At 70.9% G+C, this 22,709-nt stretch carries 18 protein-coding genes; 12 read left to right on the top strand and 6 right to left on the bottom strand.

All coding sequences use genetic code 11. The annotated features are described in order from the left end of the window. The first annotated feature begins 14 nt into the window (after positions 1 to 14). Positions 15 to 908: an energy transducer TonB gene (locus ACP93_RS11710; RefSeq protein WP_048490863.1), complete on the top strand. Its 894-nt coding sequence runs from the start codon at positions 15 to 17 to the stop codon at positions 906 to 908. 64 nt (positions 909 to 972) lie between these two features. On the opposite strand, the gene ACP93_RS11705 is transcribed toward ACP93_RS11710, so the two are convergent. From ACP93_RS11705 to trxA, 3 genes are all read right to left on the bottom strand, one after another. Continuing rightward, positions 973 to 1,773, bottom strand: a complete 801-nt coding sequence (locus ACP93_RS11705) for a COG4705 family protein (RefSeq protein ID WP_048490862.1) — start codon at positions 1,771 to 1,773, stop codon at positions 973 to 975. A 133-nt stretch (positions 1,774 to 1,906) separates the two neighbouring features. Next, positions 1,907 to 3,694 (bottom strand): transcription termination factor Rho, encoded by a 1,788-nt coding sequence (rho, locus tag ACP93_RS11700; RefSeq protein ID WP_048490861.1) that lies wholly within the window; start codon positions 3,692 to 3,694, stop codon positions 1,907 to 1,909. 243 nt (positions 3,695 to 3,937) lie between these two features. Beyond that, a complete protein-coding gene (gene trxA, locus ACP93_RS11695) occupies positions 3,938 to 4,279 on the bottom strand; it encodes a thioredoxin TrxA (protein WP_017908556.1) in 342 nt (113 codons plus the stop codon). Positions 4,280 to 4,481: 202 nt separating this feature from the next. Between trxA and rhlB the strand changes: the two genes are divergently transcribed. The 6 genes from rhlB to rpoH all read left to right on the top strand — a co-directional run bounded on the left by rhlB (position 4,482) and on the right by rpoH (position 10,646). Then, positions 4,482 to 6,236: an ATP-dependent RNA helicase RhlB gene (rhlB, locus tag ACP93_RS11690; protein ID WP_048490860.1), complete on the top strand. Its 1,755-nt coding sequence runs from the start codon at positions 4,482 to 4,484 to the stop codon at positions 6,234 to 6,236. A 73-nt stretch (positions 6,237 to 6,309) separates the two neighbouring features. Next, entirely contained in the window at positions 6,310 to 6,996 is a 687-nt protein-coding gene (gene ftsE / locus ACP93_RS11685) for a cell division ATP-binding protein FtsE (RefSeq protein WP_017909423.1), read from the top strand. After that, positions 6,993 to 7,937, top strand: a complete 945-nt coding sequence (gene ftsX / locus ACP93_RS11680) for a permease-like cell division protein FtsX (protein WP_048490859.1) — start codon at positions 6,993 to 6,995, stop codon at positions 7,935 to 7,937. The genes ftsE and ftsX overlap by 4 nt, the downstream gene beginning before the upstream one ends. A gap of 7 nt (positions 7,938 to 7,944) precedes the next feature. Continuing rightward, the gene (locus ACP93_RS11675; protein WP_048490858.1) at positions 7,945 to 8,787 is read left to right on the top strand and encodes a response regulator; all 843 of its coding nucleotides are present in this window, start codon (positions 7,945 to 7,947) and stop codon (positions 8,785 to 8,787) included. Between the two features lie 28 nt (positions 8,788 to 8,815). Continuing rightward, complete coding sequence (ung, locus tag ACP93_RS11670) at positions 8,816 to 9,547, top strand: uracil-DNA glycosylase (protein WP_048490857.1); 732 nt, start codon at positions 8,816 to 8,818, stop codon at positions 9,545 to 9,547. 220 nt (positions 9,548 to 9,767) lie between these two features. Next, positions 9,768 to 10,646, top strand: a complete 879-nt coding sequence (rpoH, locus tag ACP93_RS11665) for an RNA polymerase sigma factor RpoH (RefSeq protein ID WP_048490856.1) — start codon at positions 9,768 to 9,770, stop codon at positions 10,644 to 10,646. 127 nt (positions 10,647 to 10,773) lie between these two features. On the opposite strand, the gene ACP93_RS11660 is transcribed toward rpoH, so the two are convergent. Next, positions 10,774 to 11,391 carry a trimeric intracellular cation channel family protein gene (locus ACP93_RS11660; RefSeq protein WP_048490855.1) on the bottom strand — a complete coding sequence of 206 codons (618 nt, stop codon included), beginning with the start codon at positions 11,389 to 11,391 and terminating at the stop codon, positions 10,774 to 10,776. A gap of 58 nt (positions 11,392 to 11,449) precedes the next feature. After that, positions 11,450 to 12,754 carry an NAD(P)/FAD-dependent oxidoreductase gene (locus ACP93_RS11655; RefSeq protein WP_048490854.1) on the bottom strand — a complete coding sequence of 435 codons (1,305 nt, stop codon included), beginning with the start codon at positions 12,752 to 12,754 and terminating at the stop codon, positions 11,450 to 11,452. Positions 12,755 to 12,946: 192 nt separating this feature from the next. Between ACP93_RS11655 and ACP93_RS11650 the strand changes: the two genes are divergently transcribed. After that, on the top strand, positions 12,947 to 14,680 hold the full coding sequence (locus tag ACP93_RS11650) for a VanW family protein (protein ID WP_228136019.1): 1,734 nt from the start codon (positions 12,947 to 12,949) through the stop codon (positions 14,678 to 14,680). Positions 14,681 to 15,069: 389 nt separating this feature from the next. Here ACP93_RS11650 and ACP93_RS11645 read toward each other — a convergent pair whose 3' ends face one another. After that, positions 15,070 to 17,259 carry a primosomal protein N' gene (locus tag ACP93_RS11645; RefSeq protein WP_048490852.1) on the bottom strand — a complete coding sequence of 730 codons (2,190 nt, stop codon included), beginning with the start codon at positions 17,257 to 17,259 and terminating at the stop codon, positions 15,070 to 15,072. Positions 17,260 to 17,742: 483 nt separating this feature from the next. On the opposite strand from ACP93_RS11645, the gene ACP93_RS21495 reads away from it, so the two are divergent. The 4 genes from ACP93_RS21495 (at position 17,743) to sppA (ending at position 22,706) form a co-directional block, all read left to right on the top strand. Further along, positions 17,743 to 18,255 (top strand): hypothetical protein, encoded by a 513-nt coding sequence (locus tag ACP93_RS21495; protein ID WP_053069739.1) that lies wholly within the window; start codon positions 17,743 to 17,745, stop codon positions 18,253 to 18,255. A gap of 120 nt (positions 18,256 to 18,375) precedes the next feature. Then, a complete protein-coding gene (locus tag ACP93_RS22315; protein WP_228136018.1) occupies positions 18,376 to 19,197 on the top strand; it encodes a hypothetical protein in 822 nt (273 codons plus the stop codon). A gap of 163 nt (positions 19,198 to 19,360) precedes the next feature. After that, positions 19,361 to 20,731 carry an MATE family efflux transporter gene (locus ACP93_RS11630; protein WP_048490851.1) on the top strand — a complete coding sequence of 457 codons (1,371 nt, stop codon included), beginning with the start codon at positions 19,361 to 19,363 and terminating at the stop codon, positions 20,729 to 20,731. 76 nt (positions 20,732 to 20,807) lie between these two features. Continuing rightward, positions 20,808 to 22,706 (top strand): signal peptide peptidase SppA, encoded by a 1,899-nt coding sequence (gene sppA, locus ACP93_RS11625; protein WP_048490850.1) that lies wholly within the window; start codon positions 20,808 to 20,810, stop codon positions 22,704 to 22,706. The last annotated feature ends 3 nt before the right edge of the window (positions 22,707 to 22,709 follow it).

Below are 22,709 nucleotides of genomic sequence, written 5' to 3'. Positions count from 1 at the left end.
CAAAGGAATGCGCGATGCACCGTCGATCCCTCCGTTCGTGGTGGCGCTGGAGCGCCGTGCTGTCGCTGTTGCTGGGGTTCGCCGCCGTCGCCGCCGACGCAGTCGGACCTGGCGCGGTACGCAAGCAGATCGAAAGCAGCATGCTGGTGAGCGGCACCATCGACATCGAGCCCAGCGGCAAGGTGTCGGCGCTGGCGCTGGACCAGCAGGAGCGCCTGCCCAAGGGCGTGGTCGACTTCGTCCGCAACAGCGTGATGCAGTGGACGTTCGAGCCGGGCATGTGCGATGGCAAGCCGGTGCCGGCGCGTACGCCGATGACCCTGCGACTTGTCGCCAAGCGCCTGCAGGGCGACGACTATCAGATCGAGATCCGCAGCGCTGACTTCACCCGCTACGATCCGAGCGATCGCAGCGTGGTGACCGCGATTCAGATGAAGCCGCCGGCCTATCCGCAAGCCGCCTACAGCGTCGGTGCCGCGGGTTCGGTGTACTTGGTGCTAAAGGTGGGCCGCGATGGCCGTGTCGCCGATGCCGTGGTCGAGCAGGTCAATCTGCGCGTGGTGGCGTCAGAGCAGCAGATGCAGCAACTGCGTGACCTGCTGGGCAAGAGTGCGCTTGGCGCGGCGCGCAAGTGGACCTTCCGCCCGCCGAGCGAAGGCAAGCACGTGGATGCGCCGTACTGGAACGTGCGCGTGCCGGTCGATTACGCGTTGCTCGACCAGCCCCGCCAGGGTGCGCCGACGGCTTATGGCCGCTGGATGAGCTACGTGCCCGGCCCGCGCCAGCGCGCGCCGTGGAGCACCGACGAGGATGCTGCCGGTTTCTCGCCGGATCTGCTGCCGGCCGGCGGCGTGTACATGGCCGGCAACGGCGGCCCGCGCCTGCTGACGCCGCTGCAGGGCGGCTGAGCTTCGAAGGCGTACGCCTGACCGCAGCGACGGCCAGGGTGCCCGCGTTGGCGGCTGGCCGACGCTAGCGCGCCGCGCGGCGATCGCCGTCGCGGCGACGGGTCGAGGCGACCAGCACCGTCAACAACAGCCCGGCCAACAGCAGCGACGCGCCGACGGTGCCCAGATCCAGGCCGCCTTTGCCGGCCGGCTTGCTCAGCAGATCGCCGAGCGTGGCGCCGAACGGACGGGTCAGCACGAACGCCGCCCAGAACAGCGCCGTGCGCGAGATCCCCGTGAATGCGTAGGCCAGGGCGATTGCCGCCAGCAGCGCCGTGATCAGCAGTGCGCCGCCGGCGAAGCCCAGCCCCGAACTGTCGGCCAGGTAATCGCCCAGCGCGGTGCCCAGCGTGTTGGAGACCAGGATCGCCAGCCAGTAGAAGACCTCGGCGCGGCCGCTGCCGATCCGTTCGACCGACAGGCTGCGTTCGCACAGCCACCAGCTCGCCAGCACCGCGGCCAGCAGGCTGACCAGCAGCAGCGCGCCCTGCGCGTAGCCCAGGCCCAGGCTGCGGTCCATGTAGTCCGACAGCGTGGTGCCGGCGGTGCTGGTGGTCAGGATCACCCACCAGTACCGCCACGGCTGGAACTGCCGCGCACGCAGCTGCGCCCACAGCGAAACCAGGAACACCGCGAGCAGCAGCACGCTGCTCAGTGCATAGCCGACGTCTAGGGTCATCGACAGCAGATCGCCGCCGGTTTCGCCCAGCGTGGTGGCGCAGATCTTCATCACCCAGAAGCCGAGGGTGACCGGGGCGACCTTGCTGATGGCGGGAGTGGCATTGGCTGGCATGGCGACGGACGCAGCGGAGCGAATGGCGCCCATCTCACCCGCGCCCACGTCGAAAGACCGTCGGATCCGCGTCCGCGCCAGCAGGGCGCCGGGCTGCGCAGCGCCGCCGCCACAAACGCAAACGCCCCACCGAGGCGGGGCGTTGCGGTCGAATCGGTGCCGAAACTCAGCGCTTCATCGAACCGAAGAACTCGTCGTTGGACTTGGTGTTCTTCATCTTGTCCAGCAGGAACTCCATCGCCGCGATCTCGTCCATCGGATGCAGCAGCTTGCGCAGGATCCAGATCTTCTGCAGCAGTTCCGGCTCGATCAGCAGGTCTTCGCGGCGGGTGCCGGAGCGGTTGATGTCGATCGCCGGGTACACGCGCTTCTCGGCGATACGGCGGTTCAGGTGCACTTCGCTGTTGCCGGTGCCCTTGAACTCCTCGTAGATCACCTCGTCCATCTTGCTGCCGGTCTCCACCAGCGCGGTGGCGATGATGGTCAGCGAGCCGCCTTCCTCGACGTTGCGCGCCGCGCCGAAGAAGCGCTTCGGGCGGTGCAGGGCGTTGGCGTCGACGCCGCCGCTGAGCACCTTGCCGGAGGACGGCACCACGTTGTTGTAGGCGCGGGCCAGGCGGGTGATCGAGTCGAGCAGGATCACCACGTCCTTCTTGTGTTCGACCAGGCGCTTGGCGCGCTCGATCACCATCTCGGCGACCTGCACGTGGCGCGCGGCCGGCTCGTCGAAGGTCGAGGAGATGACCTCGCCGCGCACGGTGCGCTGCATTTCGGTCACTTCTTCCGGGCGCTCGTCGATCAGCAGCACGATCAGGTGCACGTCCGGGTGGTTGGTGGTGATCGCCGTGGCCACCTGCTGCATCAGCATGGTCTTGCCGGCCTTGGGCGGGGACACGATCAGCGCACGCTGACCCTTGCCCTGCGGCGCCATCAGGTCGAGGATGCGGCCGGAGATGTCTTCCGAGGAGCCGTTGCCGCGCTCCAGGGTGAAGCGCTTGCGCGGGAACAGCGCGGTCAGGTTCTCGAACAGGACCTTGTTCTTGCTCGCTTCCAGCGGCTCGCCGTTGATGGTGTCGACGATCGACAGCGCGAAGTAGCGCTCGCCGTCCTTCGGGAAGCGGATGCGGCCGGACAGGTGGTCGCCGGTGCGCAGGTTGAAGCGGCGGATCTGGCTGGGCGAGATGTAGGTGTCGTCCGGGCCGGCCAGGTAGCTGGCCTCGGCCGCGCGCAGGAAGCCGAAGCCGTCCGGCAGGATTTCCAGCACGCCGTCGGCGGCGACGCCTTCGCCGTGGCGGGTCAGCACCTTCAGCAGGGCGAAGATCACGTCCTGCTTGCGCGCGCGGGCCACGCCGTCCTGGATGTTGAGCTGCTCGGCGATGTCCAGCAGCTTCTGCGCCGGCATCTTCTTCAGGTCGCTCAGCGAGTAGATCGGGAAGCCTTCCGGCACGCTGGCGTGCGGGCGCGGCACGAACGGCTCGTTGCCGCCGTTGTCGCTGGGCAGGCCGTTGTCCTGGAAGCGGTCGCCGCCGCGCTGGTTGCGGTCGCGGTCGCGGCGATTGCGGAAGCGATCGCGGCGGTTGCCCTGCTGGTTGTTCTGGTTGTTCTGGTTCTGATTGTTGAAGCGGTTGTTGTTGCCGCCGTCGCGCGGCTCACGGCCTTCGCGCGGCTCGCCGCCTTCGGACGCCTGGCCGCCGCCCTGATGGGCCGGCGCGTCGCCGCCGCCTTGGGGCTGGCCGCCGCTCGCGGCGGGGGCCGGGGCCGACTCCGGCGCTGCGGCGCGCGGCGCTTCGGCCTGGGCGGGCGCGGGATTCAGCGGCAAGTTCGGCTGCGCCGGCGCGCCGTGCTCGGCGGCGCCTTCCGCGCCGCTCGCGGCCTTGCTGACGCGCGGCTTGCGCACGCGCTTCTCGGCGGGGGCGTCGGCGCTCCCGGGTTCGGACATGGTGTGATCGGACAAGTGGTGTTCCTCGCTAAGAGTGCGAGCGCCCAGCGTGGGGGCATACGGGGTTGGGAGGAGGTCTGGGAGAGAATCTTCCAGAGGGGGTGCGGTGTGCGAATGCCACCGGATGCATCGACACTATCACCGCCACGCAAGCACGGCAAGCAGGCGTTCGTGGGCGATTCAGCCGCCGGCGATGCAGCACCGGCCTGGGGTGCCGCGGCGCCGCCCCGGTTGCGGAGCGGACGCCGGCAGCGGGCGTCAGGCGGCGCTGCCGCCCAGGGTCTTGTCGATCATCTGGGTCAGCTGGCCCTTGCCGACCGCGCCGATCTGGGTGGCCTGGATCTGGCCGTTCTTGAACAGCAGCAGCATCGGGATCGAGCGCACGTGGTACTTGATCGCGGTGGCGCGGTTCTCGTCCACGTTGACCTTGGCCACCTTCAGGCGGCCGTCGTAGGCGTCGGCGAGGTCGTCCAGCACCGGCGCGATCATCTTGCACGGGCCGCACCACTCGGCCCAGAAGTCCACCAGGACCGGCTCGTCGGACTGCAGCACCGTGGCATCGAAATCGGCGTCGCCGACGTAAAGGACCTTGTCGCTCACTTTGGGGGTTCTCCTGGGCCAATGCGACTGGCCGGACCGGGTGGCCGCCGCATTGCGGTAAACTGGGGCATTGCGCGGCGAACTCAAGGGATTCCCCCTGTCGCGCGACCCGGCATGGAAGACGCCAGTGTGCGACGCTGCCGGGACCGATGCAAGCCGCGACCTTACGCTTCGGGCGGGGTGGCCTCACGAAGATGGAATGATGAGCGACAAACCGCTGACCGATGTGACTTTTTCCGCGTTCGAACTGCAGCCCGCGCTGCTCGCAGGCCTCGAAAGCGCCGGCTTCACCCGCTGCACCCCGATCCAGGCGCTGACCCTGCCGGTGGCCCTTCCGGGCCGCGACGTGGCCGGCCAGGCCCAGACCGGTACCGGCAAGACCCTGGCGTTCCTGGTGGCGGTGATGAACCGCCTGCTCAGCCGCCCGGCGCTGGCCGATCGCAAGCCCGAGGATCCGCGCGCGCTGATCCTGGCCCCGACCCGCGAATTGGCGATCCAGATCCACAAGGACGCGGTGAAGTTCGGCTCCGAGCTGGGCCTGCGCTTCGCCCTGGTCTACGGCGGCGTGGACTACGACAAGCAGCGCGAACTGCTGCAGCAGGGCGTGGACGTGATCATCGCCACCCCCGGCCGCCTGATCGACTACGTCAAGCAGCACAAGGTGGTGTCGCTGCACGCCTGCGAGATCTGCGTGCTCGACGAAGCCGACCGCATGTTCGACCTGGGCTTCATCAAGGACATCCGCTTCCTGCTGCGGCGCATGCCCGAGCGCGGCACCCGGCAGACCCTGCTGTTCTCGGCCACTCTCAGCCACCGCGTGCTGGAACTGGCCTACGAGCACATGAACGAGCCGGAAAAGCTCGTGGTCGAGACCGAGAGCATCACCGCCGCACGGGTGCGCCAGCGCATCTACTTCCCCTCCGACGAGGAGAAGCTGACCCTGCTGCTGGGCCTGCTGTCGCGCAGCGAGGGCGCGCGCACCATGGTGTTCGTCAACACCAAGGCGTTCGTCGAGCGCGTGGCGCGGGCGCTGGAGCGCAACGGCTACCGGGTCGGCGTGCTGTCCGGCGACGTGCCGCAGAAGAAGCGCGAGACCCTGCTCAACCGCTTCCAGAAGGGCCAGCTGGAGATCCTGGTGGCCACCGACGTGGCCGCGCGCGGCCTGCACATCGACGGGGTCAAGTACGTCTACAACTACGACCTGCCGTTCGACGCCGAGGATTACGTGCACCGCATCGGCCGCACCGCGCGGCTGGGCGAGGAGGGCGACGCGATCAGCTTCGCCTGCGAGCGCTACGCGATGAGCCTGCCGGACATCGAGGCCTACATCGAGCAGAAGATCCCGGTCGAGCCGGTCACCGCCGAGCTGCTGGTGGCGCTGGCGCGCACCCCGCGCGCGCCGGTGGAGGGCGAGGCCGCCGAGGCCGATGGCGAGGAGAGCATCGGCGAGATCTTCCGCGAGGCCCGCGCCCAGCGCGAGGCCGACGAACAGCGGCGTGGCGGCGGACGTGGCAAGCCCGGCGGCGGCCGCAGCGGCCCGGGCGGCCGTAGTGAGTCGCGCAGCGCCGACGGCAAGCCGCGGCGTCCGCGCACGCCGCGGCCGGCCGATGCCGGCACCGCGGCCGCGGACGGCAGCGCGCCGGCCGCCGCCGCGCCGGCGCCCGCTCCCAAGCCGCCGCGTGCGCCGGCCGAGGGCGCCGTGCCGGCGGTCGAGGGCGAGCGTGCGCCGCGCAAGCGCCGTCGCCGTCGCGGCGGGCGTCCGCTGGAAGGTGCCGAGGGTGCACAGGCCGGCAACGGCAGCGCCGCGCCGGCGACCGCCGCCCCGGCCAAGCCGGTGCAGGTCGTGGCCACCCCGGTCAAGGCCGCGCGCCAGGCCGATCGCGGTGCGGCGGCGAAGAACGATTCGTTCCTGACCCGCCTGGGCCGCAAGCTGCGTTCGCTGGTCTCCAGCTCCTGATCCGGACCGGCCGTCCGCCGCGTGCGAGGCGCGCGGTGGACGAACACCCGGGCCGCTCCGGCATAATCGCCGGATGAGCGTTCTGCGGTTCGACAATGTCAGCAAACAGTACGCCGGCGGCCACGCGGCGCTGGTGGACGTCAGCTTCGAGGTCGAGGAGGGCGAGATGCTGTTCGTCACCGGCCATTCCGGTGCGGGCAAGAGCACCCTGCTCAAGCTGATCCACCTGAGCGAGCGGCCCTCGCGCGGCGCCGTGCTGTTCGGCGAGCGCAACCTGCTGAAGGTGCGCGGCCGCCGCGTGCCCCTGCACCGGCGCGAGGTCGGCGCGGTCTACCAGGACCACCGCCTGCTCACCGACCGCAGCATCGCCGAGAACGTGGCGCTGCCGCTGATCCTGCGCGGCACCCGCCGCGCCGAGATCGGCAAGCGCGTGCGCTCGGTGCTCGAGCGCATGGGCCTGGGCCACCGCGAGAAGGCGCTGCCGTCGCAGCTGTCGGCCGGCGAGCAGCAACGCGTCGGCATCGCCCGGGCGATGGTCGGCGAACCGCGGCTGCTGGTCGCCGACGAGCCCACCGGCAACCTCGACCCGACCCTGGCCGCGGAAATCATGCAACTGTTCGCTGAACTGCCGGCGCGCGGCACCAGCGTGCTGGTGGTCAGCCACGACCTGGCGCTGCTCAAGCAGATGCGCAAGCGCGTGCTGATCCTGGACCACGGCCGCCTGATCGACGACATCTCACCGCAGGACCTGGCCGAATGAGCGCGCGCAACGCCGGCGCCGCGGCGCCCTCGCGGCTGGGCGTGTGGTGGGACCACCACCTGCACAGCATCGTCTACAGCCTTGGCCGCGCCATGCGCAAGCCGTGGGCCACGCTGCTGACCATGGCGGTGATGGCGCTGGCGCTGACCCTGCCACTGGGCCTGTCGATCGCCCTGGACAACCTCAAGCAGTTCGCCGGCAGCGTGCAGCAGTCGCGCGACATCAACGTGTTCCTGAAGACCGACATCGACGCCGCCGCGGCGCAGGCGCTGGCGCAGACCCTGCGCGGCCGCGGGGACGTGGCCGCGGTGACGCTGCGCACGCCCGCCGAGGGCATGGCCGAGCTGCGCGACAGTGCCGGCCTCGGCGAAGCCCTGGACGCGCTGCAGGACAACCCGCTGCCGACGCTGCTGATCGTCACCCCGGCCGCCGCCGACGACACCCCGCTGGCGACCGCGCTGACCGCGCTGCCGCAGGCCGACCTGGTCCAGCACGACGCACTGTGGCGCAAGCGCCTGGACGGCTGGCTGCATTTCGGCGAACGCCTGGTGCAGGTGCTGTCGCTGCTGCTCGGCGCCGGTGCGGTGCTGGTGGTCGGCAACACCGTGCGCCTGGACATCCAGTCGCGGCGCGAGGAGATCGGCGTGCTGCAGCTGCTCGGCGCCAGCGACGGCTTCATCCGCCGCCCGTTCCTGTACCTGGGCGCCTGGTACGGTTTCGGCGCCGGGGTGCTGGCGCTGGGCCTGCTCGCCGCCTCCGGCATGGCCCTGGGCCAGCCGCTGGCGGCGCTGGCCGACAGCTACGGCAGCCATTTCGTGCTGCATGGGCTGGACGCGCTGCACGCCGGCTTCGTCCTGCTCGGCACCCTGCTGCTGGGCTGGCTCGGGGCCTGGCTGGTGACCGGCCACTTCCTGCGCCAGACGCGGCCCACCGACACCTGAGGCGCACATGGCCGGGCACGAGCTCAAGCATCTGATCAGCGCCGCCCCCCGGGTGATGGTGGTCGATGGCTCGAAGCTGGTGCGCAAGCTGATCGCCGACGTGCTGCACCGCGAACTGCCCGACGTCACCGTGGTCGGCTGCGCCAGCATCGCCGAGGCGCGCGCCGCGCTGGAGGCCGGCCCGGTCGATCTGGTCACCACCTCGCTGGGGCTACCCGGCGGCGACGGCCTGACCCTGGCCCGCAGCGTGCGCGAGGCCGCCGGCCAGGCCTACGTGCCAGTGATCGTGGTCTCCGGCGACGCCCAGCAGCACCTGGTCGAGCGCCGCTTCACCGAGTACGTCACCGACTATTTCGACAAGGCGCTCGGCCACGAGGCGCTGGCCACCTTCATCCGTGGCTATGTGCAGCCGCAGCCGGTGGCCGGCGCCACCGTCCTCTACGTCGAGGACAGCCGGGTGGTGGCCGAGGCCACCAAGCGCATGCTGGAACGCCAGCAACTGCACGTGGTGCACGTGCTCAGCGCCGAGGACGCGTTCGCGCTGCTCACCGCCGAGTCGCTGGGCCGCACCACCCGCCGCATCGACCTGGTGCTGACCGACGTCACCCTCAAGGGCGAGCTCAACGGCCGCGACGTGGTCCAGCGCATCCGCGTCGACTTCGCCTACGGCAAGCGGCGCATGCCGGTGCTGGTGATGACCGGCGACAGCAACCCGCACACCCAGTCCGAGCTGCTGCGCGCCGGCGCCAACGACCTGGTGCAGAAACCGATCGAAGAGCGGCTGCTGGTCACCAAGGTGCTGTTCCAGTTGCGCCTGGCCCGGCTCGACGAGATCGCCGTGACCTTCTGACTGATGTGATGTCCCGAGCCAGGAAGCAATGAGCAACAACGAAGACGAAAGCCGGATCCAGCTGGAGCCGTCGTGGAAGGCGCAGGTCGGCGACTGGCTGCTGCGTCCGGAGATGCGCGAGCTGGCCACGTTCCTGCGCCAGCGCAAGGCCGCCGGCGCACGCGTGTTCCCGCCGGGGCGGCAGATCTTCGCCGCCTTCGATGCGACCCCGTTCGAGCGGGTGGAGGTGGTGATCCTCGGCCAGGACCCGTACCACGGCTACGGCCAGGCGCACGGGCTGTGCTTCTCGGTGCTGCCCGGGGTGCCGGTGCCGCCGTCGCTGCTGAACATCTACAAGGAGATCGAGGACGACCTGGGCATCCGCCGCCCCGACCACGGCTGCCTGCTGCCGTGGGCGCAGCGCGGCGTGCTGCTGCTCAACGCGGTGCTGACGGTGGAGGAAGGCCGCGCCGGTGCGCACCAGGGCAAGGGCTGGGAGGGCTTCACCGACCACGTCGTGGAAACCCTCAATCGCGAGCGCGAGGGTCTGGTGTTCCTGCTCTGGGGCAGCTACGCCCAGGCCAAGGGCAAGGTGATCGACACCCGCCGTCACCGCGTGCTCAAGGCGCCGCACCCCTCGCCGCTGTCGGCGCACCGTGGCTTCCTCGGCTGCAAGCATTTCTCCGCGGCCAACGCGTACTTGAATCGCCGGGGCGCCGCCCCCATCGACTGGAGTCTGCCGCCGCGCGCGGAACTGGAAGCGGCGCTGCGCGGCGCCTGAACCGCGGTTGGATGGGGTGCCGCTGTCGCCTGGCGTGGACGCGATTTTCGCGAACCCGCTGCTACTTTGGGGGTCAGAGAACGGGATGGCGATGCGTCCCGCGATTGTTGCAACGGCTTGTGATGCAGTGTCATTCCTGATTCATATGTTGCATAAACAGAACACAGGAACTTTTTACTGTACCCAGCAGTCCAATTAGTAGACTGCTAAGATGAGCCCTATGAGCCAGACTCTTACTTCCAACGCATTGGTTCCCAACAACCTCCCGATCCCCAGTCCGCTCGGTTCGCTGGATGCCTACATCGGCGCCGTGCACCAGATCCCGGTGCTGACGTCCGACGAGGAACGCGCACTGGCGGTGCGGTATCGCGACCAGGAAGACCTGGACGCGGCCCGCGAACTGGTCCATTCCCACCTGCGCTTCGTGGTCCACGTGGCCCGCGGCTACAACGGCTACGGCCTGCCGCTGGGCGACCTGGTCCAGGAAGGCAACATCGGCCTGATGAAGGCGGTCAAGCGTTTCGACCCGGACATGGGCGTGCGCCTGGTCAGCTTCGCGGTGCACTGGATCCGTGCCGAGATGCACGAGTACATCCTGAAGAACTGGCGCATTGTCAAGGTCGCCACGACCAAGGCCCAGCGCAAGCTGTTCTTCAACCTGCGCAAGTCCAAGACCCGCCTGGGCTGGATGAACGCGGCCGAGGTCACCGCCGTGGCCAAGGACCTTAACGTGTCCGAGCGCGAGGTGATGGAGATGGAGTCGCGCCTGTCCGGTCGCGACATCGGCTTCGATGCGCCGTCCGACGAGGACGACGACCACGCGCCGCCGTCGCCGGCCGCGTATCTGATGGCCAACGAGGAAGATCCCTCGCAGGCCTACGAGCGCGCCGACAGCGAGGACAACCAGCTGCAGCTGCTGCGCGAAGGCCTGGCGGAACTGGATGCGCGTTCGCGCGACATCATCAAGCGCCGCTGGCTGGATGCCGACAGCAAGATCACCCTGCAGGAGCTGGCCGACGAGTATGGCGTGTCGGCCGAGCGCATCCGCCAGATCGAGGCGAACGCGCTGAAGAAGATGAAGGCGCTGTTCGTCGCCTGAGTCGCCTGCGGCGATCGCTTGCAACGCACGAAGGCCCGGCACTGCCGGGCCTTTCTTTTGTCCTCTTGGCGACATCGCGGAACGACGACTGCCGGGTGCGGAGCGCGCCCGCGTGAGTGAGGGTGCGCTACGACTCCGGCGGGCGCGCCACCGGCAGGTGCCAGCCGTAGCGGATCGCCATGAAGCGCAGGCCGAAGCACAGCACCGCGCCCACCGCAAGGCCCCAGGGCTGCGGCAGGTGCAGCACCTGCGCCGCGGCGACCACGCCGCCGCCGAGCAGGGCCGCCACCGCGTACAGCTCGGCCTGCAGCACCACCGGCGTGCGCGCCACCAGCAGGTCGCGGACGATGCCGCCGCCGATGCCGCTGAGCATGCCCAGCAGCGGCGCGCTGAGCGGGCCCAGGCCGAACGCCAGCGCCTTGCTGGTGCCGTACACCGCGAACAGCGCCAGGCCCATCGCGTCGAAGATCTGCACCGGATTGCGCAGGCGCTCGACCGTGTGGTGGCTGTAGAACGCCAGCAGCCCCGCCAGGCAGGCGACGCCGAGATAGCGCACGTCGGCCAGCGCCGCCGGCGGCGTGGCGCTGATCAGCACGTCGCGGGCGATGCCGCCGGAGACCGCGGCCGCGCACGACAGCACCAGCACGCCGAACAGGTCCAGGCGATGGCGCACGCCGACGGTGGCGCCGCTGATCGCGAACACGAAGGTGCCCAGCAGGTCGAGCAGGAACAGGAAGGTCGCCAAGACGGGCACTGCGCTGCAGCAAAAAGGCCGGCTAGGATCGCAGCCCGGCCTTGCAGTGTCACCTGTCTACGGGCGGTGCGGCCTGCGCCTGAGCTTCCTCCGCCGCGGGCGGGTCGCCGAGGATGATCCGCGCGGCGCGCTGGTAGCTCCAGTAGGCCCAGGCCCAGTTGAGCAGCACCACCACGCGGTTGCGGAAGCCGATCAGGAAGAACACGTGCGCGGCCAGCCAGAACCACCAGGCCAGCACGCCGGAGAGCTGCAGGCGGCCCAGGTGCACGATCGCGGCCATGCGCCCGATGGTGGCCAGGTTGCCGTAGTCGGCATAGCGGAACGGCACGCTGGCGGTGTCGCCGCGCAGTCGTCGGCGCAGGGTGTCGGCGACATGCCGGCCCATCTGCTTGGCCGCCGGCGCCACCCCGGGCACCGGACGGCCGTCGGCCTGCTGCACCGCGGCCAGGTCGCCGGCCACGAACAGTTCCGGATGGCCGGGCACGCTCAGGTCCGGCTGCACCTGTACGCGGCCGCTGCGGTCCAGCGGCGTCTGCAGCGTCTTCGCCAACGGCGAGGCGGCCACGCCGGCGGCCCAGACCACGGTACGCGCCGGCACGAAAGTGCTGCCGAGGCGGTAGCCATGGGCGTCGATCTCGGCGACCGGCACCCCGGTCAGCACTTCCACGCCGAGCTTTTCCAACTGCTTCTGCGCCTTGGCCGAGAGGTGCTCGGGGAACGAGGACAGCACCCGCGGCCCGGCTTCGATCAGCCGCACCCGCGCCTCCGCCGGGTCGATGCGGCGGAACTCGTGCTTGAGCGTGTGCCGCGCGATCTCGGCCAGGGTGCCGGCCAGCTCGACGCCGGTCGGGCCGCCGCCGACGATGGCGAAGCTGAGCCAGGCCGCGCGCGCGGCGGGGTCGGTCTCCGCCTCGGCACGCTCGAACGCCAGCAGCAGGTGCCGGCGCAGTTGCAATGCGTCATCCAGGGTCTTCAGGCCCGGCGCGTGCGCCGCCCAGTCGTCGTGGCCGAAATAGGCGTGGGTGGCACCGGTGGCGACCAGCAGGTAGTCGTAGTCCAGCGTCTGCCCATCGGCCAGGCGCACCTGCCGCGCCTGCTTGTCGATGTCGACGACCTCGCCCAGCCGCACTGCGACGTTGTCCTGGTGGCGCAGGATCTGCCGCAGCGGTGCGGCGATGTCCGGCGCCGACAGGCCGGCGGTGGCGACCTGGTACAGCAACGGCTGGAACAGGTGATGGTTGCGGCGGTCGATCAGGGTGATGCGCAGTGGCGTCTTGGCCAGGGCGCGGGTGGCCCACAAGCCGGCGAAGCCGCCGCCGACCACGATCAGGTGCGGCACGCGTGTGTCGTCCATGCAGGACTCCAGGAGGGGGAAGGGAAAGGAGGCGTCCGGTGTCGGCGCGACGGTCGTGGGCGCGTGTGGCGCACCGATCCGCGGAAACGCGCGCGGCCGGTGGGGCGCTGCGCGATCGTCGAGGGCCGGACCTGCATGTCCGTATAGTAGCGCGATGCCAAGCGCGGTCAGCGACAGGGAGGACGCACGGTCATGCCAGCGACAGTGAAGCCGCGCGCGTCGGCGCCGCCGCAGGCGCCGTTGCCGTCGCGCTGGCGCAGCCTGCTGTTCTGGGCCAAGACCCGCGCGTTGCAACTGCGCCGCGCGCTGCACGATCTGCGCGACGGACCACGCAAGCATCATCGCGACGCCGGCCTGGCGATCGCCGACGGCAGCTGTGCCGAATCGGTCACCGCGCTGTGGCCCGCCAGCGAGGAGACCGCGCCGCAACTGGTGGCCGGCAAGATCCACAACCTGCGCCTGGCCGCGCGTGCGCTGCATGGCGTGGAGGTGCCCGCCGGGGCGACCTTCAGCTTCTGGCGCCAGCTCGGCCGCGCCACGCGCCGCCGCGGCTTCGTCGCCGGCCGCGAACTGCGCGAGGGCTGCCTGGTGCCGTCGATCGGTGGCGGCCTGTGCCAGTTGTCCAACGCGATCTACGACGCCGCGCTGCGGCAAGGCCTGGAGATCGTCGAGCGGCATCGCCACACCCAGGTGATTGCTGGCTCCTTGGCCGAGCGCGACCGCGACGCGGTGGTGTTCTGGAACTACGTGGACCTGCGCCTGCGCGCCGCCGCGCCGTGGCGGCTGGAGGTGTGGCTGGACGGCGAGGCGCTGCACGTGCGCATCCGCGGCGGTGCCGCGGCGCCGGCAGCGTTGCCATTGCCGCCGCTGCAGCGACGCACCGCGCCCGCCGGCGTCGATGCCGCCAACGACTGCACCCGCTGCGGCCGCAGTACCTGCCATCGCCACGTGGCGATGGTGCCCGAGGGCCTGCACCGCACCTGGCTGGTCGACGAGGATTGGCCGGAGTTCGCCGAGGACCGCCGGCGTCGGCAGCAGCCCGGCGACCGGGTGCTGGCATTGCCGCGCAGCAGTGCCGCGGCACTGCGTGCGGCGTTGTTGCGGCGTTGGTGGCTATGGCGCGGCATGCCGCTGCCGCAGGCGCGCCAGCGTGCGCAGCGCATCCGTCTGCGAGCGCTGTTGCGGCGGCTGGGCGCGCACGATGTCGACCTGGTAGTGCCGCAGAGCCTGTTGCCGGAACTGTGGCTGGCCGGCGAGTTGCAGGGCCGGCGTTGGGACGTGTGCATGACGGCCTTGCCGATGCACCTGCTGCAGGCACGCCTGGACGTGGCCGCGCAGCGGCATCCGCATAGTCCCACCTTGTGCGATTTCCGCGCGAATCCGGCGATTGTGGAGGCCGAGCGCGCGGCGCTGGCGCAGGCGCGGCACTGGATCACCCCGCACCGTGAACTGCTTGCGCTGGCCGGCAATCGCGGCCTTGCGCTGGAATGGCAACGGCCGGTGCCGCCCGCGGGCGCGGCGGAGCAGGCGGTCATCACCGCGGACGCCGCGCCGCGGGTGCTGTTGGCGGCCTCGGCGCTGGCACGCAAAGGCGCCTACGAACTGCGCGAGGCGATGCGCGGCCTGCCGCTGATGTTGCTGCTGCCGCCCGGTGCGCAGGAGACGCCGGACTTCTGGAACGGCATCGCGGTGCAGCGGGTCGCTTCGATGGCCGAAGGCGTGCGCGCTGCTTCCCTGGTGCTGCTGCCGGCGTGGATCGAACAGCAGCCGCGTGGCGTGTTGCTGGCCATGGCGCTGGGCAAGCCGGTGATCGCTACCGCCGCCTGCGGCCTCGCTGTGGACGCGGGCGCGTGGCGCTGCGTGGAGGCTGGCGACAGTGCCGCGCTGCGCGCGCAGGTGGTCGATGCATTGGGCCTGGCGGATTGAGCGAAACTTGAGGGCGTTCTGGTTGCCTGCAGGCCACCGTCTGTTTCGCCACGTCGCCGCGCTGTTCTTCTAAAGCGGCTCAGGCAACCTTGAAGCAACACTTTACGGCGGACTGGCAACACACGCCATTGCCCCGTAGGAGCGGCTTCAGCCGCGACGAGGCGTTATCGGGAAAGCCCGTCGCGGCTGAAGCCGCTCCTACGGAATCGGATCGCGCGGCATCGGATCGCGCATTGGATTGGGGCGATCTGCAGCTTCATCCATGTACGACGGTGAATCAGCGGCTCGGCGATGCGCGTCAGCCTGCCGTTGCTGGCGCTGTCCATCGGATGCGGCTCGCTGTTCTTCAACGCGCTCTAGCAGCTGTCTTGCAGGGATGCGCCGCCGCCTCAGTACAGATCCTGCGGATCCACATCCAGCGACCAGCGCACGCGCCGCGCCTGCGGCAGCGCGTGGATCGCCGGCACCGTCGCGTCCAGCAAGGCATGCAACGCGCGCCGCGTGTTGGCCGACAGCAGCAACTGGGTGCGCTGAAAACCGGCACGGCGCGGCATCGGCGCCGGCATCGGGCCGAAGCGCTGCACTTCGTCCTGCGCCGGCAGCAGTGCGCGCACCGCGGCGAGGAAGGCGTTGGCGTGTTCGACCTGCTTGGCCTCGGCGCGCAGCAGCGCCAGGTGCGCGAACGGCGGGAAGCCGGCGGCCTCGCGTTGCTCCAGTTCCGCGGCGGCGAAGGCGTGGTAGCCGCCGTGCACCAGGGTCTGCAGCAGCGGATGCGCGGGGTGGTGGGTCTGCAGCCAGACCTCGCCCGGACGCGCGGCGCGGCCGGCGCGCCCGGCGACCTGGATCAACTGCTGCGCGAGTTTCTCGCTGGCGCGGAAATCGGCCGAAAACAGGCCTTCGTCGATGCCCACCACCACCACCCGGCTCAGCTGCGGCAGGTCGTGGCCCTTGGCCAGGATCTGCGTGCCGACCAGGATGCCGGGCGCAGTGCCGAGCGTGGCCAGTTGGGTCTCCAGCGCATCGCGGCGCTGGGTGGTGCTGCGGTCGATGCGCAGCACCGGCACGTCGGGGAATGCCTGCACCAGGCGTTCTTCGAGGCGCTCGGTGCCGATGCCCTGTGGCTGCAGCGCCAGGCTGCCGCAGTCCGGGCAGGCCAACGGCGCCGGTTGGCGCGCACCGCAGTGGTGGCATTGCAGGCGCCGGCCGCCGGCATGCACGGTCATCGGCGTGGCGTGCAGCGGGGTGCTGCAGCGCTGGCACGGCGCGGTCCAGCCGCAGTCGTGGCACAGCAGCACCGGCGCGTAGCCGCGGCGGTTCTTGAACACCAGCACCTGGCCGCCCTCGGCCAGCGCCGTGCCGATCCCAGCCAGCACTTCCGGCGACAGCCCGTCCTGCAGCGGGCGCTTGCGCACGTCGAGCACGCGCACCGTCGGCGGTTTGGCATCGCCGGCGCGGCGGGTCAGGCGCAGGTGCGCGTAGCGGCCGCCGGCGGCGTTGTGCAGGCTCTCCAGCGACGGCGTGGCGCTGCCCAGCAGCACCGGCACGTCCAGCGCCTTGCCGCGGACCAGGGCGAAATCGCGGGCGTGGTAGCGGATGCCGTCCTGTTGCTTGTAGCTGCCGTCGTGTTCCTCGTCGACCACGATCAGCCCGGCCCGCGGCAGTGGCACGAACACCGCCGAGCGGGTGCCGACCACCACCTGCGCCTCGCCGCGCCAGGCGGCGGCCCAGACGCGGGCGCGTTCGTTGTCGTTGAGTCCGGAATGCAGCGCATGCACCGGCACCCCCAGGCGGGCGCGGAAGCGGGCCAGGGTCTGCGGAGTCAGGCCGATCTCCGGCACCAGCACCAGCGCCTGGCGCCCCCGCGCCAGACAGGCGGCGATCGCCTGCAGGTAGACCTCGGTCTTGCCGCTGCCGGTGACGCCGTCGAGCAGGAACGGGGCGAACCCGGCGGCGGCGACCACCGCGTCGATCGCATCCTGTTGTTCGGCATTGGGCACCGGCCCTGGCTGTGGCTGCGGCGCCGCGGGGCTGGCCGGCACCGCGATACGCTCGGCGTGGCCGCGCTTGGCCAGTGCGCGCGCGGCGCTGCGCCAGTCGTCCATCGCCTGGTCCAGCCGGTCCTCGTCCATGGGTCCGTCCGCCAGCAGCGCGGCGAAGCGGTGCGGGCGGGTGCCGGGCCGGGTGCGGTGGCTGGCGCCGGCCTCGGTCAGGCGCCAGGCCCAGGCGTGGGTGTCGGGCAGCGGCTCGCCGCGGCGCAGCGGCACCGGCAGCGCGGTGGCCAGCACCTCGCCCAGCGGCGCATGGCTGTAGCGCGCCAGCCAGCGCAGCGATTCGGCCAGCTCGCCGTGCAGCAGCGGTGCCGGGTCCAGCCACGCCTGCGCCGCGCGCAGGCCGTCTGCGTCCTCGACCTGGCCGATCGCCGCGACCACCCCGCTCAGTTCGCGGTTGCCGAACGGCACCTGCACGCGGCGGCCCACGTCGCCGTCGGCGACCATGCCGCCGGGCGGCGGCAGGTAGTCGAACAGCTGCGGCAGCGGCACGGGCAGGGCGACACGAAGCGTGGCGACGGGGGAGGGCATCCACCTAGTCTAGGGCGTGTCACCAATTCCCAAGTATGCCGCTCGGGGATTGGTGACACGCCCTAGCGGCCGTGGCAAGCGGGTCCCGAGCGCCAGGAGTTGCGCGCGATTGCTGCCCGCAAACTGATAAACCGGTCGTAAATAGCTGCCGTGCTTGGAGAATCGAATTTATCCACATGTGCTGTGGATAAAGCTGTGTATGACCGGCATGCTCCACGCCGTGAAGACGGACTCACAAGCCTCTGCAACGAGTTGGACAAAAAAGCGCCAATTGCATTTATTCTTTCAATAACAATAACTTGGCCGTGAAACACAGATGCAACATGGTTTCCCGGGGGCTTGACAAGACCAGTCGCAGGCCAATTTCCGGCGCTGTGCACAACCCGTCGTCACGGTGGCCGCGGATGAGCCGATCGGGGCGCCGCTGTCAAGCGCGCGGCGCGGCGGCGGCCTCGCTATCATCGCGCCGATGATGGAGTTCCGATGACCGCCACGTCCCCCACCGACGGCGTGGCCGCACCGCCCGCCCTGGCCGCGTTCCTGCGCGGGATCGAACGCCGCGCCGCGGTCCTGGCCGACCTGCAGAGCGGCCGGGCCGAACGCGGCATGCCGGCCCTGGCGGCGGCGATGCGGGCGTTCCGCAGCCACGCCGCGGCCCTGCCGATGGCCGACTGGCCGCTGCGCTTCTGGAAGCTGCTCGGCGCGGTGCCGACCCTGCGCCAGGCCGATGCCGCCGAAGGCGCCTGGCCGGCGCCGCTGGCGCATCTGCGCACCCTGCAGCCCGCCGATCGCCTGGCGCTGCTGCTGCGCATCGTCGCCGGGCTGGACGAGCCGCTGGCCGCGCAAGTGCTGCAACTGTCCACCGAGGACTACCAGCAGGCGCTGGCGCGGGCCTGTCCGCGCGACGCCGCCGGGCGGCCGGATGCGGCGGGCTGGCGCGCGCTGGCCGATGCGGCGCAACAGTGCCTGCGCGACCTGCCGCCGGCGCGGCTGTAGGCCCTGGCGCAACTGCGCGATGCGGCGATCGCCGGCAGCACGGCCTCGCCGGCAGCGGCCACGCTCCCCGCCCCCGACAAGGCGCCTGCGCGCCCGCGCCGCGGCGGGGCGCGCCCGGCCTTGCGCACGCGCCTGGCCGGGGCGGTGATCGCGGTCGTGGTCCTGGCCCTGGTCGGCACCGTGTTCTGGGACCGCCTGCCTTGGCATCGTTCCCGTGCCGCCGCCGCGGCCGTTGGCAGCGACGCGAGCCTGGCGCTGGGCGACACCGGCCCGGTGCAGGTGGAAGTGCTGCCGCCGGAGTCGGACACCGCCAGCGCGCCGCCGCTGCCGGCCGACCCGCCGGCGCCGCTGCCGGAGCCGGCGATCTACGACCTGGACTTCTATGCGTGGTACGCGGCCGGCGCGCCGCCGCCGCGGATCGAGCGCGGTACCCCCAGCGCCGCCGATCTGGCCGAGGCGGCCGAGACGCCCGCCGCGGCAGTGGCCCCGGCCATCGCCCCTGCCGCGGCGACGACCACGCCACCGGCGTTGACCCCGGCACAGTTGCGCGCGCGCCAAACGGCCTGGGAGGCGTTGCCGGCGGCGGCGCAGGCGCGGTTGCGCCAGGTCGCCACGGCCTTCGCCGGCCTGCCGATCGAGCAGCAGCACACCCTGCACGCGCAATTCGCCGAGATGGACGCGCTGGAGCGTCACGGCTGGTTGCTCGGACCGGAACTGGGCGCCGAGTTCTGGGCGCTGCAGCCGCTGCTGGGCTACGTGCCCGAGGCGCAGCGGCAGGCGCTGCTGGGCCTGCTGCGCAGTTTGCCGGCGGACCAGCGCGAGCATCTGGCGCTGCTGTCGCAACGCACCCCGCCGCAGGACCGTGCCGCCTTGCGCCGCGACCTGCTGGCGCAGGGCGCCGACAGCCGCGGCGCCTGGTTGAAACAGCGCGCCGCACGCTGAGCGGCGCGTTGGGCACTTTGACTTTCCGGGTCCCCGGTCCCGGGCTCCGGGTCCCGGCTCTCCTGCAGTGATCCGCCGCAGCGGGTAGAATGCGCGGCCTCCGCCACCCGGTGTCAGGCGCTGTCCGCGCGGCCGCAGTCGGCGAGATCGCCAGAGTCTTGCAATGTTTTCGTCTTCCACCCCGGCCTCGGTCCGGGGCCGCGAACTGCGCACCACCGCGCAGCTCGCCCTGCCGCTGGTCCTGGGGCACGTCTCCACCGGCCTGATCAGCTTCGTCGACAACGTGATCGCCGGCCACCACGGCACCCGCACGCTGGCCTCGGTGACGGTCGGCACCGCGCTGCTGTGGCTGCCGATGATGATTCCGATCGGCACCCTGATCGCACTGACCGCCTCGGTCTCGCAACTCGACGGCGCCAAGCGCCATGCGCAGATCGGGCCGCTGTTCCGCCAGGCGCTGTGGCTATCGCTGGGCCTGGGCCTGCTGATGTTCGCGTTCCTGAGCGTGATGCCGATGGCGCTGCCGCAACTGGGCATCGCCCCGGAGATCGTGCCCGGCGCGCGTGACTTCCTGCTTGCGATCCGCTGGGGCGTGCCGGCGCTGGTGCTGTACTTCTGCATGCGCTACCTCAGCGAAGGCATGCACTGGACCCTGCCGACCATGCTGCTCGGCTTCGGCGGCCTGCTGCTGCTGGCGCCGCTCGGCTATGCGCTGACCTTCGGCCTGTGGGGCCTGCGCGAGCATGGTGCCGGCGGCCTGGGCATGGCCTCGGCGATCATGATGTGGGCGCAGGCGCTGTGCTTCGCGATCTACCTGGCGCGTTCCAGGCGCTTCGCGCCGCTGCGCCTGTTCGCGCAGTTCGAGGCGCCGGACCTGCGTGCGATCGTGGCGCTGCTGAAGACCGGCTTGCCGATCGGCGTGACCATCCTGATGGAGGGCGGCCTGTTCATCGTCACTGCGCTGCTGATCGCGCGCCTGGGCGAAGTGCCGGCGGCCGCGCACCAGATCGCGATCAACGTGGCGCAGCTGTGCTTCATGGTGCCGATGGGCGTGGCCGAGGCGACCACGGTGCGGGTCGGCCGCGCCGCCGGTGCCGGCGACGCGGTGGGCGTGCGCGGCGCGGCCTGGGCCGGCTATGCGATCGTGCTCGGCACCCAGGCGCTGTCGGCGCTGGTGCTGCTGTTCGGCCACGACGCCATCGTCGGCGTCTACACCAGCGACCTGGCGGTGGCGGCGCTGGCGTCCACGTTGCTGCTGTACGCGGCCACGTTCCAGTTCCCCGATGGCCTGCAGGTGCTGTCGGCCGGCGCGCTGCGCGGGCTCAAGGACACCCGCGTGCCGATGCTGCTGGCCCTGTGCTCCTACTGGGGCCTGGGCATGCCGCTCGGCGCCGGCCTCGGCCTGTGGCTGGGCTGGGGGCCGCAGGGCATGTGGATCGGCCTGATCCTGGGCCTGACCGCGGCCGCGGTGATGATGGGCGCGCGCTTCCGCTGGAGCAGTGCGCGGTTGCTGGCCGCACCGGCGGCCCCCTGACTTCAGACGCATGTGCGGCGCCTGACGCAGCCGGTATGCTGCGCAGGCGCAAGACGCCTTCCCTTCGGAGTTTTCCATGAACCAACCTGTGCGTCGCAGCCCCGTCGCCAACTTCTTCGTCGGCCTGTGGGATGTGATGAACTTCACCCGCCGGTTGATCTTCAACCTGCTGTTCTTCGGTTTCCTGTTGCTGATCCTGCTGGCGATGGTGTTCGCCATGGCGCGCGGCGACGGCGGCAAGGCCTTGCGCGACCGCACCACGCTGCTGATCGCGCCGGAAGGCAAGCTGGTCGAGCAGTTCAGCGCCGACCCGGTCAGCCGCGCGCTGGCCAAGGCGATGAACGACAAGGGCGCGCAGGAGATCCAGTTGCGCGACCTGGTGCGCGCGATCGAGGCGGCCAAGACCGATCCGAAGATCGAGCGCGTGGCGCTGCGCCTGGACAAGCTGCAGCCCAGCGGCTTCGCCTCGATGCGCGAGGTGGAGAAGGCGCTGCAGGACCTGCGCAGCTCCGGCAAGCAGATCGTCGCCTACAGCGACAATCTGAACCAGTGGCAGTACCTGCTGGCCGCGCAGGCCAACGAGGTCTATCTGGACCCGATGGGCTCGATGACCCTGGAAGGCCTCGGCCGCTACCGCCAGTACTTCCGCGAGGGCCTGCAGGACAAGCTCGGCGTGGACGTGCACCTGTTCAAGGTCGGCGAGTACAAGTCCGCCGCCGAGCCGTACGTGCTCGACGCGGCCTCGCCGGCGTCCAAGGAAGCCGACCTGTTCTGGATGAACGACGTGTGGCAGCGCTACGTGGCCGACATCGCCAAGGCGCGCAAGCTGGCGCCGGAGCAGATCACCGCCGGCATCGACACCATGCCCGAGGGCGTGGCCGCCGCCGGCGGCGACCTGGCCAAGTTCGCCCTGCAGCAGAAGCTGGTGGACGGTCTGAAGACCCGCGAGGACGTCGAGCAGCTGCTGACCAAGCGCGGCGTGGCCGACGACGATGCCGACACCGGCTACCGCAACGTCGACCTGGACGGCTACCTGCAGCAGTTGGATCTGCGCCGCTCGCCGGTGGATTCGCGGCCGCAGGTGGCGGTGGTGGTCGCCGCGGGCGAGATCAGCGGCGGCGAACAGCCGGCCGGCCGCATTGGCGGCGAGTCGACCGCGGCGCTGCTGCGCCAGGCGCGCGACGACGACGCGGTGAAGGCGGTGGTGCTGCGGGTGGATTCGCCGGGCGGCGAAGTGTTCGCCTCCGAGCAGATCCGCCGCGAAGTGGTGGCGCTGAAGGCCGCCGGCAAGCCGGTGGTGGTGTCGATGGGCGACCTGGCCGCGTCCGGTGGCTACTGGATCAGCATGAACGCCGATCGCATCTATGCCGACCCGTCGACGATCACCGGCTCGATCGGCATCTTCGGCATGATCCCCAACATCACCCGCACCCTGGACAAGATCGGCGTGCACACCGACGGCGTGGGCACCACCCGCTTCGCCGGTGCGTTCGACGTGACCCGGCCGATGGATCCGGCGGTGGGCCAGCTGATCCAGTCGGTGATCAACAAGGGCTATGCCGACTTCACCGGCAAGGTCGCGCAGGCGCGCGGCAAGTCGGTCGAGGCCATCGACCAGGTCGCGCGCGGCCGCGTGTGGAGCGGTGCGCAGGCCAAGGAGCGCGGGCTGGTGGACGCGTTCGGCGGCTTCAAGGACGCGGTGGCCGACGCCGCCGCGCGCGCCAAGCTGGGCGGCCCGGACAAGTACCGGGTGCGCTACGTCGAAAAGCCGGCCACGCCGTTCGCGCAGTTCGTCGGCGGGTTCGCCGGCAGCCGCCTGGGCGTGTGGATGCTGAGCGACTCGGCGCTGGGCCATGCCCTGCTGGCGCGTAGCCTGCCGGAGCTGGACACCCAGCTGCGCTTCGTCAAGGACGCGGCCGACACCCGTCCGGGCGCACCGGTGAAGGCGTTGGCCTACTGCTTCTGCGGTCTGTGAGCC

It is taken from the genome of Xanthomonas sp. NCPPB 1128, from assembly GCF_001043115.1.
Taxonomy (GTDB): domain Bacteria; phylum Pseudomonadota; class Gammaproteobacteria; order Xanthomonadales; family Xanthomonadaceae; genus Xanthomonas_A.
This window is presented reverse-complemented; position numbering and strand designations above follow the sequence as displayed.

Excerpts from the sequence above, each read along its gene's own strand:
- ftsX (WP_048490859.1), top strand. The coding sequence starts at position 6,993 with ATGAGCGCGCGCAACGCCGGCGCCGCGGCGCCCTCGCGGCTGGGCGTG.
- rpoH (WP_048490856.1), top strand. The coding sequence starts at position 9,768 with ATGAGCCAGACTCTTACTTCCAACGCATTGGTTCCCAACAACCTCCCG.
- ACP93_RS11675 (WP_048490858.1), top strand. The coding sequence starts at position 7,945 with ATGGCCGGGCACGAGCTCAAGCATCTGATCAGCGCCGCCCCCCGGGTG.
- ung (WP_048490857.1), top strand. The coding sequence starts at position 8,816 with ATGAGCAACAACGAAGACGAAAGCCGGATCCAGCTGGAGCCGTCGTGG.
- ACP93_RS11645 (WP_048490852.1), bottom strand. The coding sequence starts at position 17,259 with ATGCCCTCCCCCGTCGCCACGCTTCGTGTCGCCCTGCCCGTGCCGCTG.
- ftsE (WP_017909423.1), top strand. The coding sequence starts at position 6,310 with ATGAGCGTTCTGCGGTTCGACAATGTCAGCAAACAGTACGCCGGCGGC.
- sppA (WP_048490850.1), top strand. The coding sequence starts at position 20,808 with ATGAACCAACCTGTGCGTCGCAGCCCCGTCGCCAACTTCTTCGTCGGC.
- ACP93_RS11710 (WP_048490863.1), top strand. The coding sequence starts at position 15 with ATGCACCGTCGATCCCTCCGTTCGTGGTGGCGCTGGAGCGCCGTGCTG.
- ACP93_RS21495 (WP_053069739.1), top strand. The coding sequence starts at position 17,743 with ATGACCGCCACGTCCCCCACCGACGGCGTGGCCGCACCGCCCGCCCTG.
- ACP93_RS11630 (WP_048490851.1), top strand. The coding sequence starts at position 19,361 with ATGTTTTCGTCTTCCACCCCGGCCTCGGTCCGGGGCCGCGAACTGCGC.
- ACP93_RS11705 (WP_048490862.1), bottom strand. The coding sequence starts at position 1,773 with ATGGGCGCCATTCGCTCCGCTGCGTCCGTCGCCATGCCAGCCAATGCC.
- ACP93_RS11650 (WP_228136019.1), top strand. The coding sequence starts at position 12,947 with ATGCCAGCGACAGTGAAGCCGCGCGCGTCGGCGCCGCCGCAGGCGCCG.
- ACP93_RS11655 (WP_048490854.1), bottom strand. The coding sequence starts at position 12,754 with ATGGACGACACACGCGTGCCGCACCTGATCGTGGTCGGCGGCGGCTTC.
- rhlB (WP_048490860.1), top strand. The coding sequence starts at position 4,482 with ATGAGCGACAAACCGCTGACCGATGTGACTTTTTCCGCGTTCGAACTG.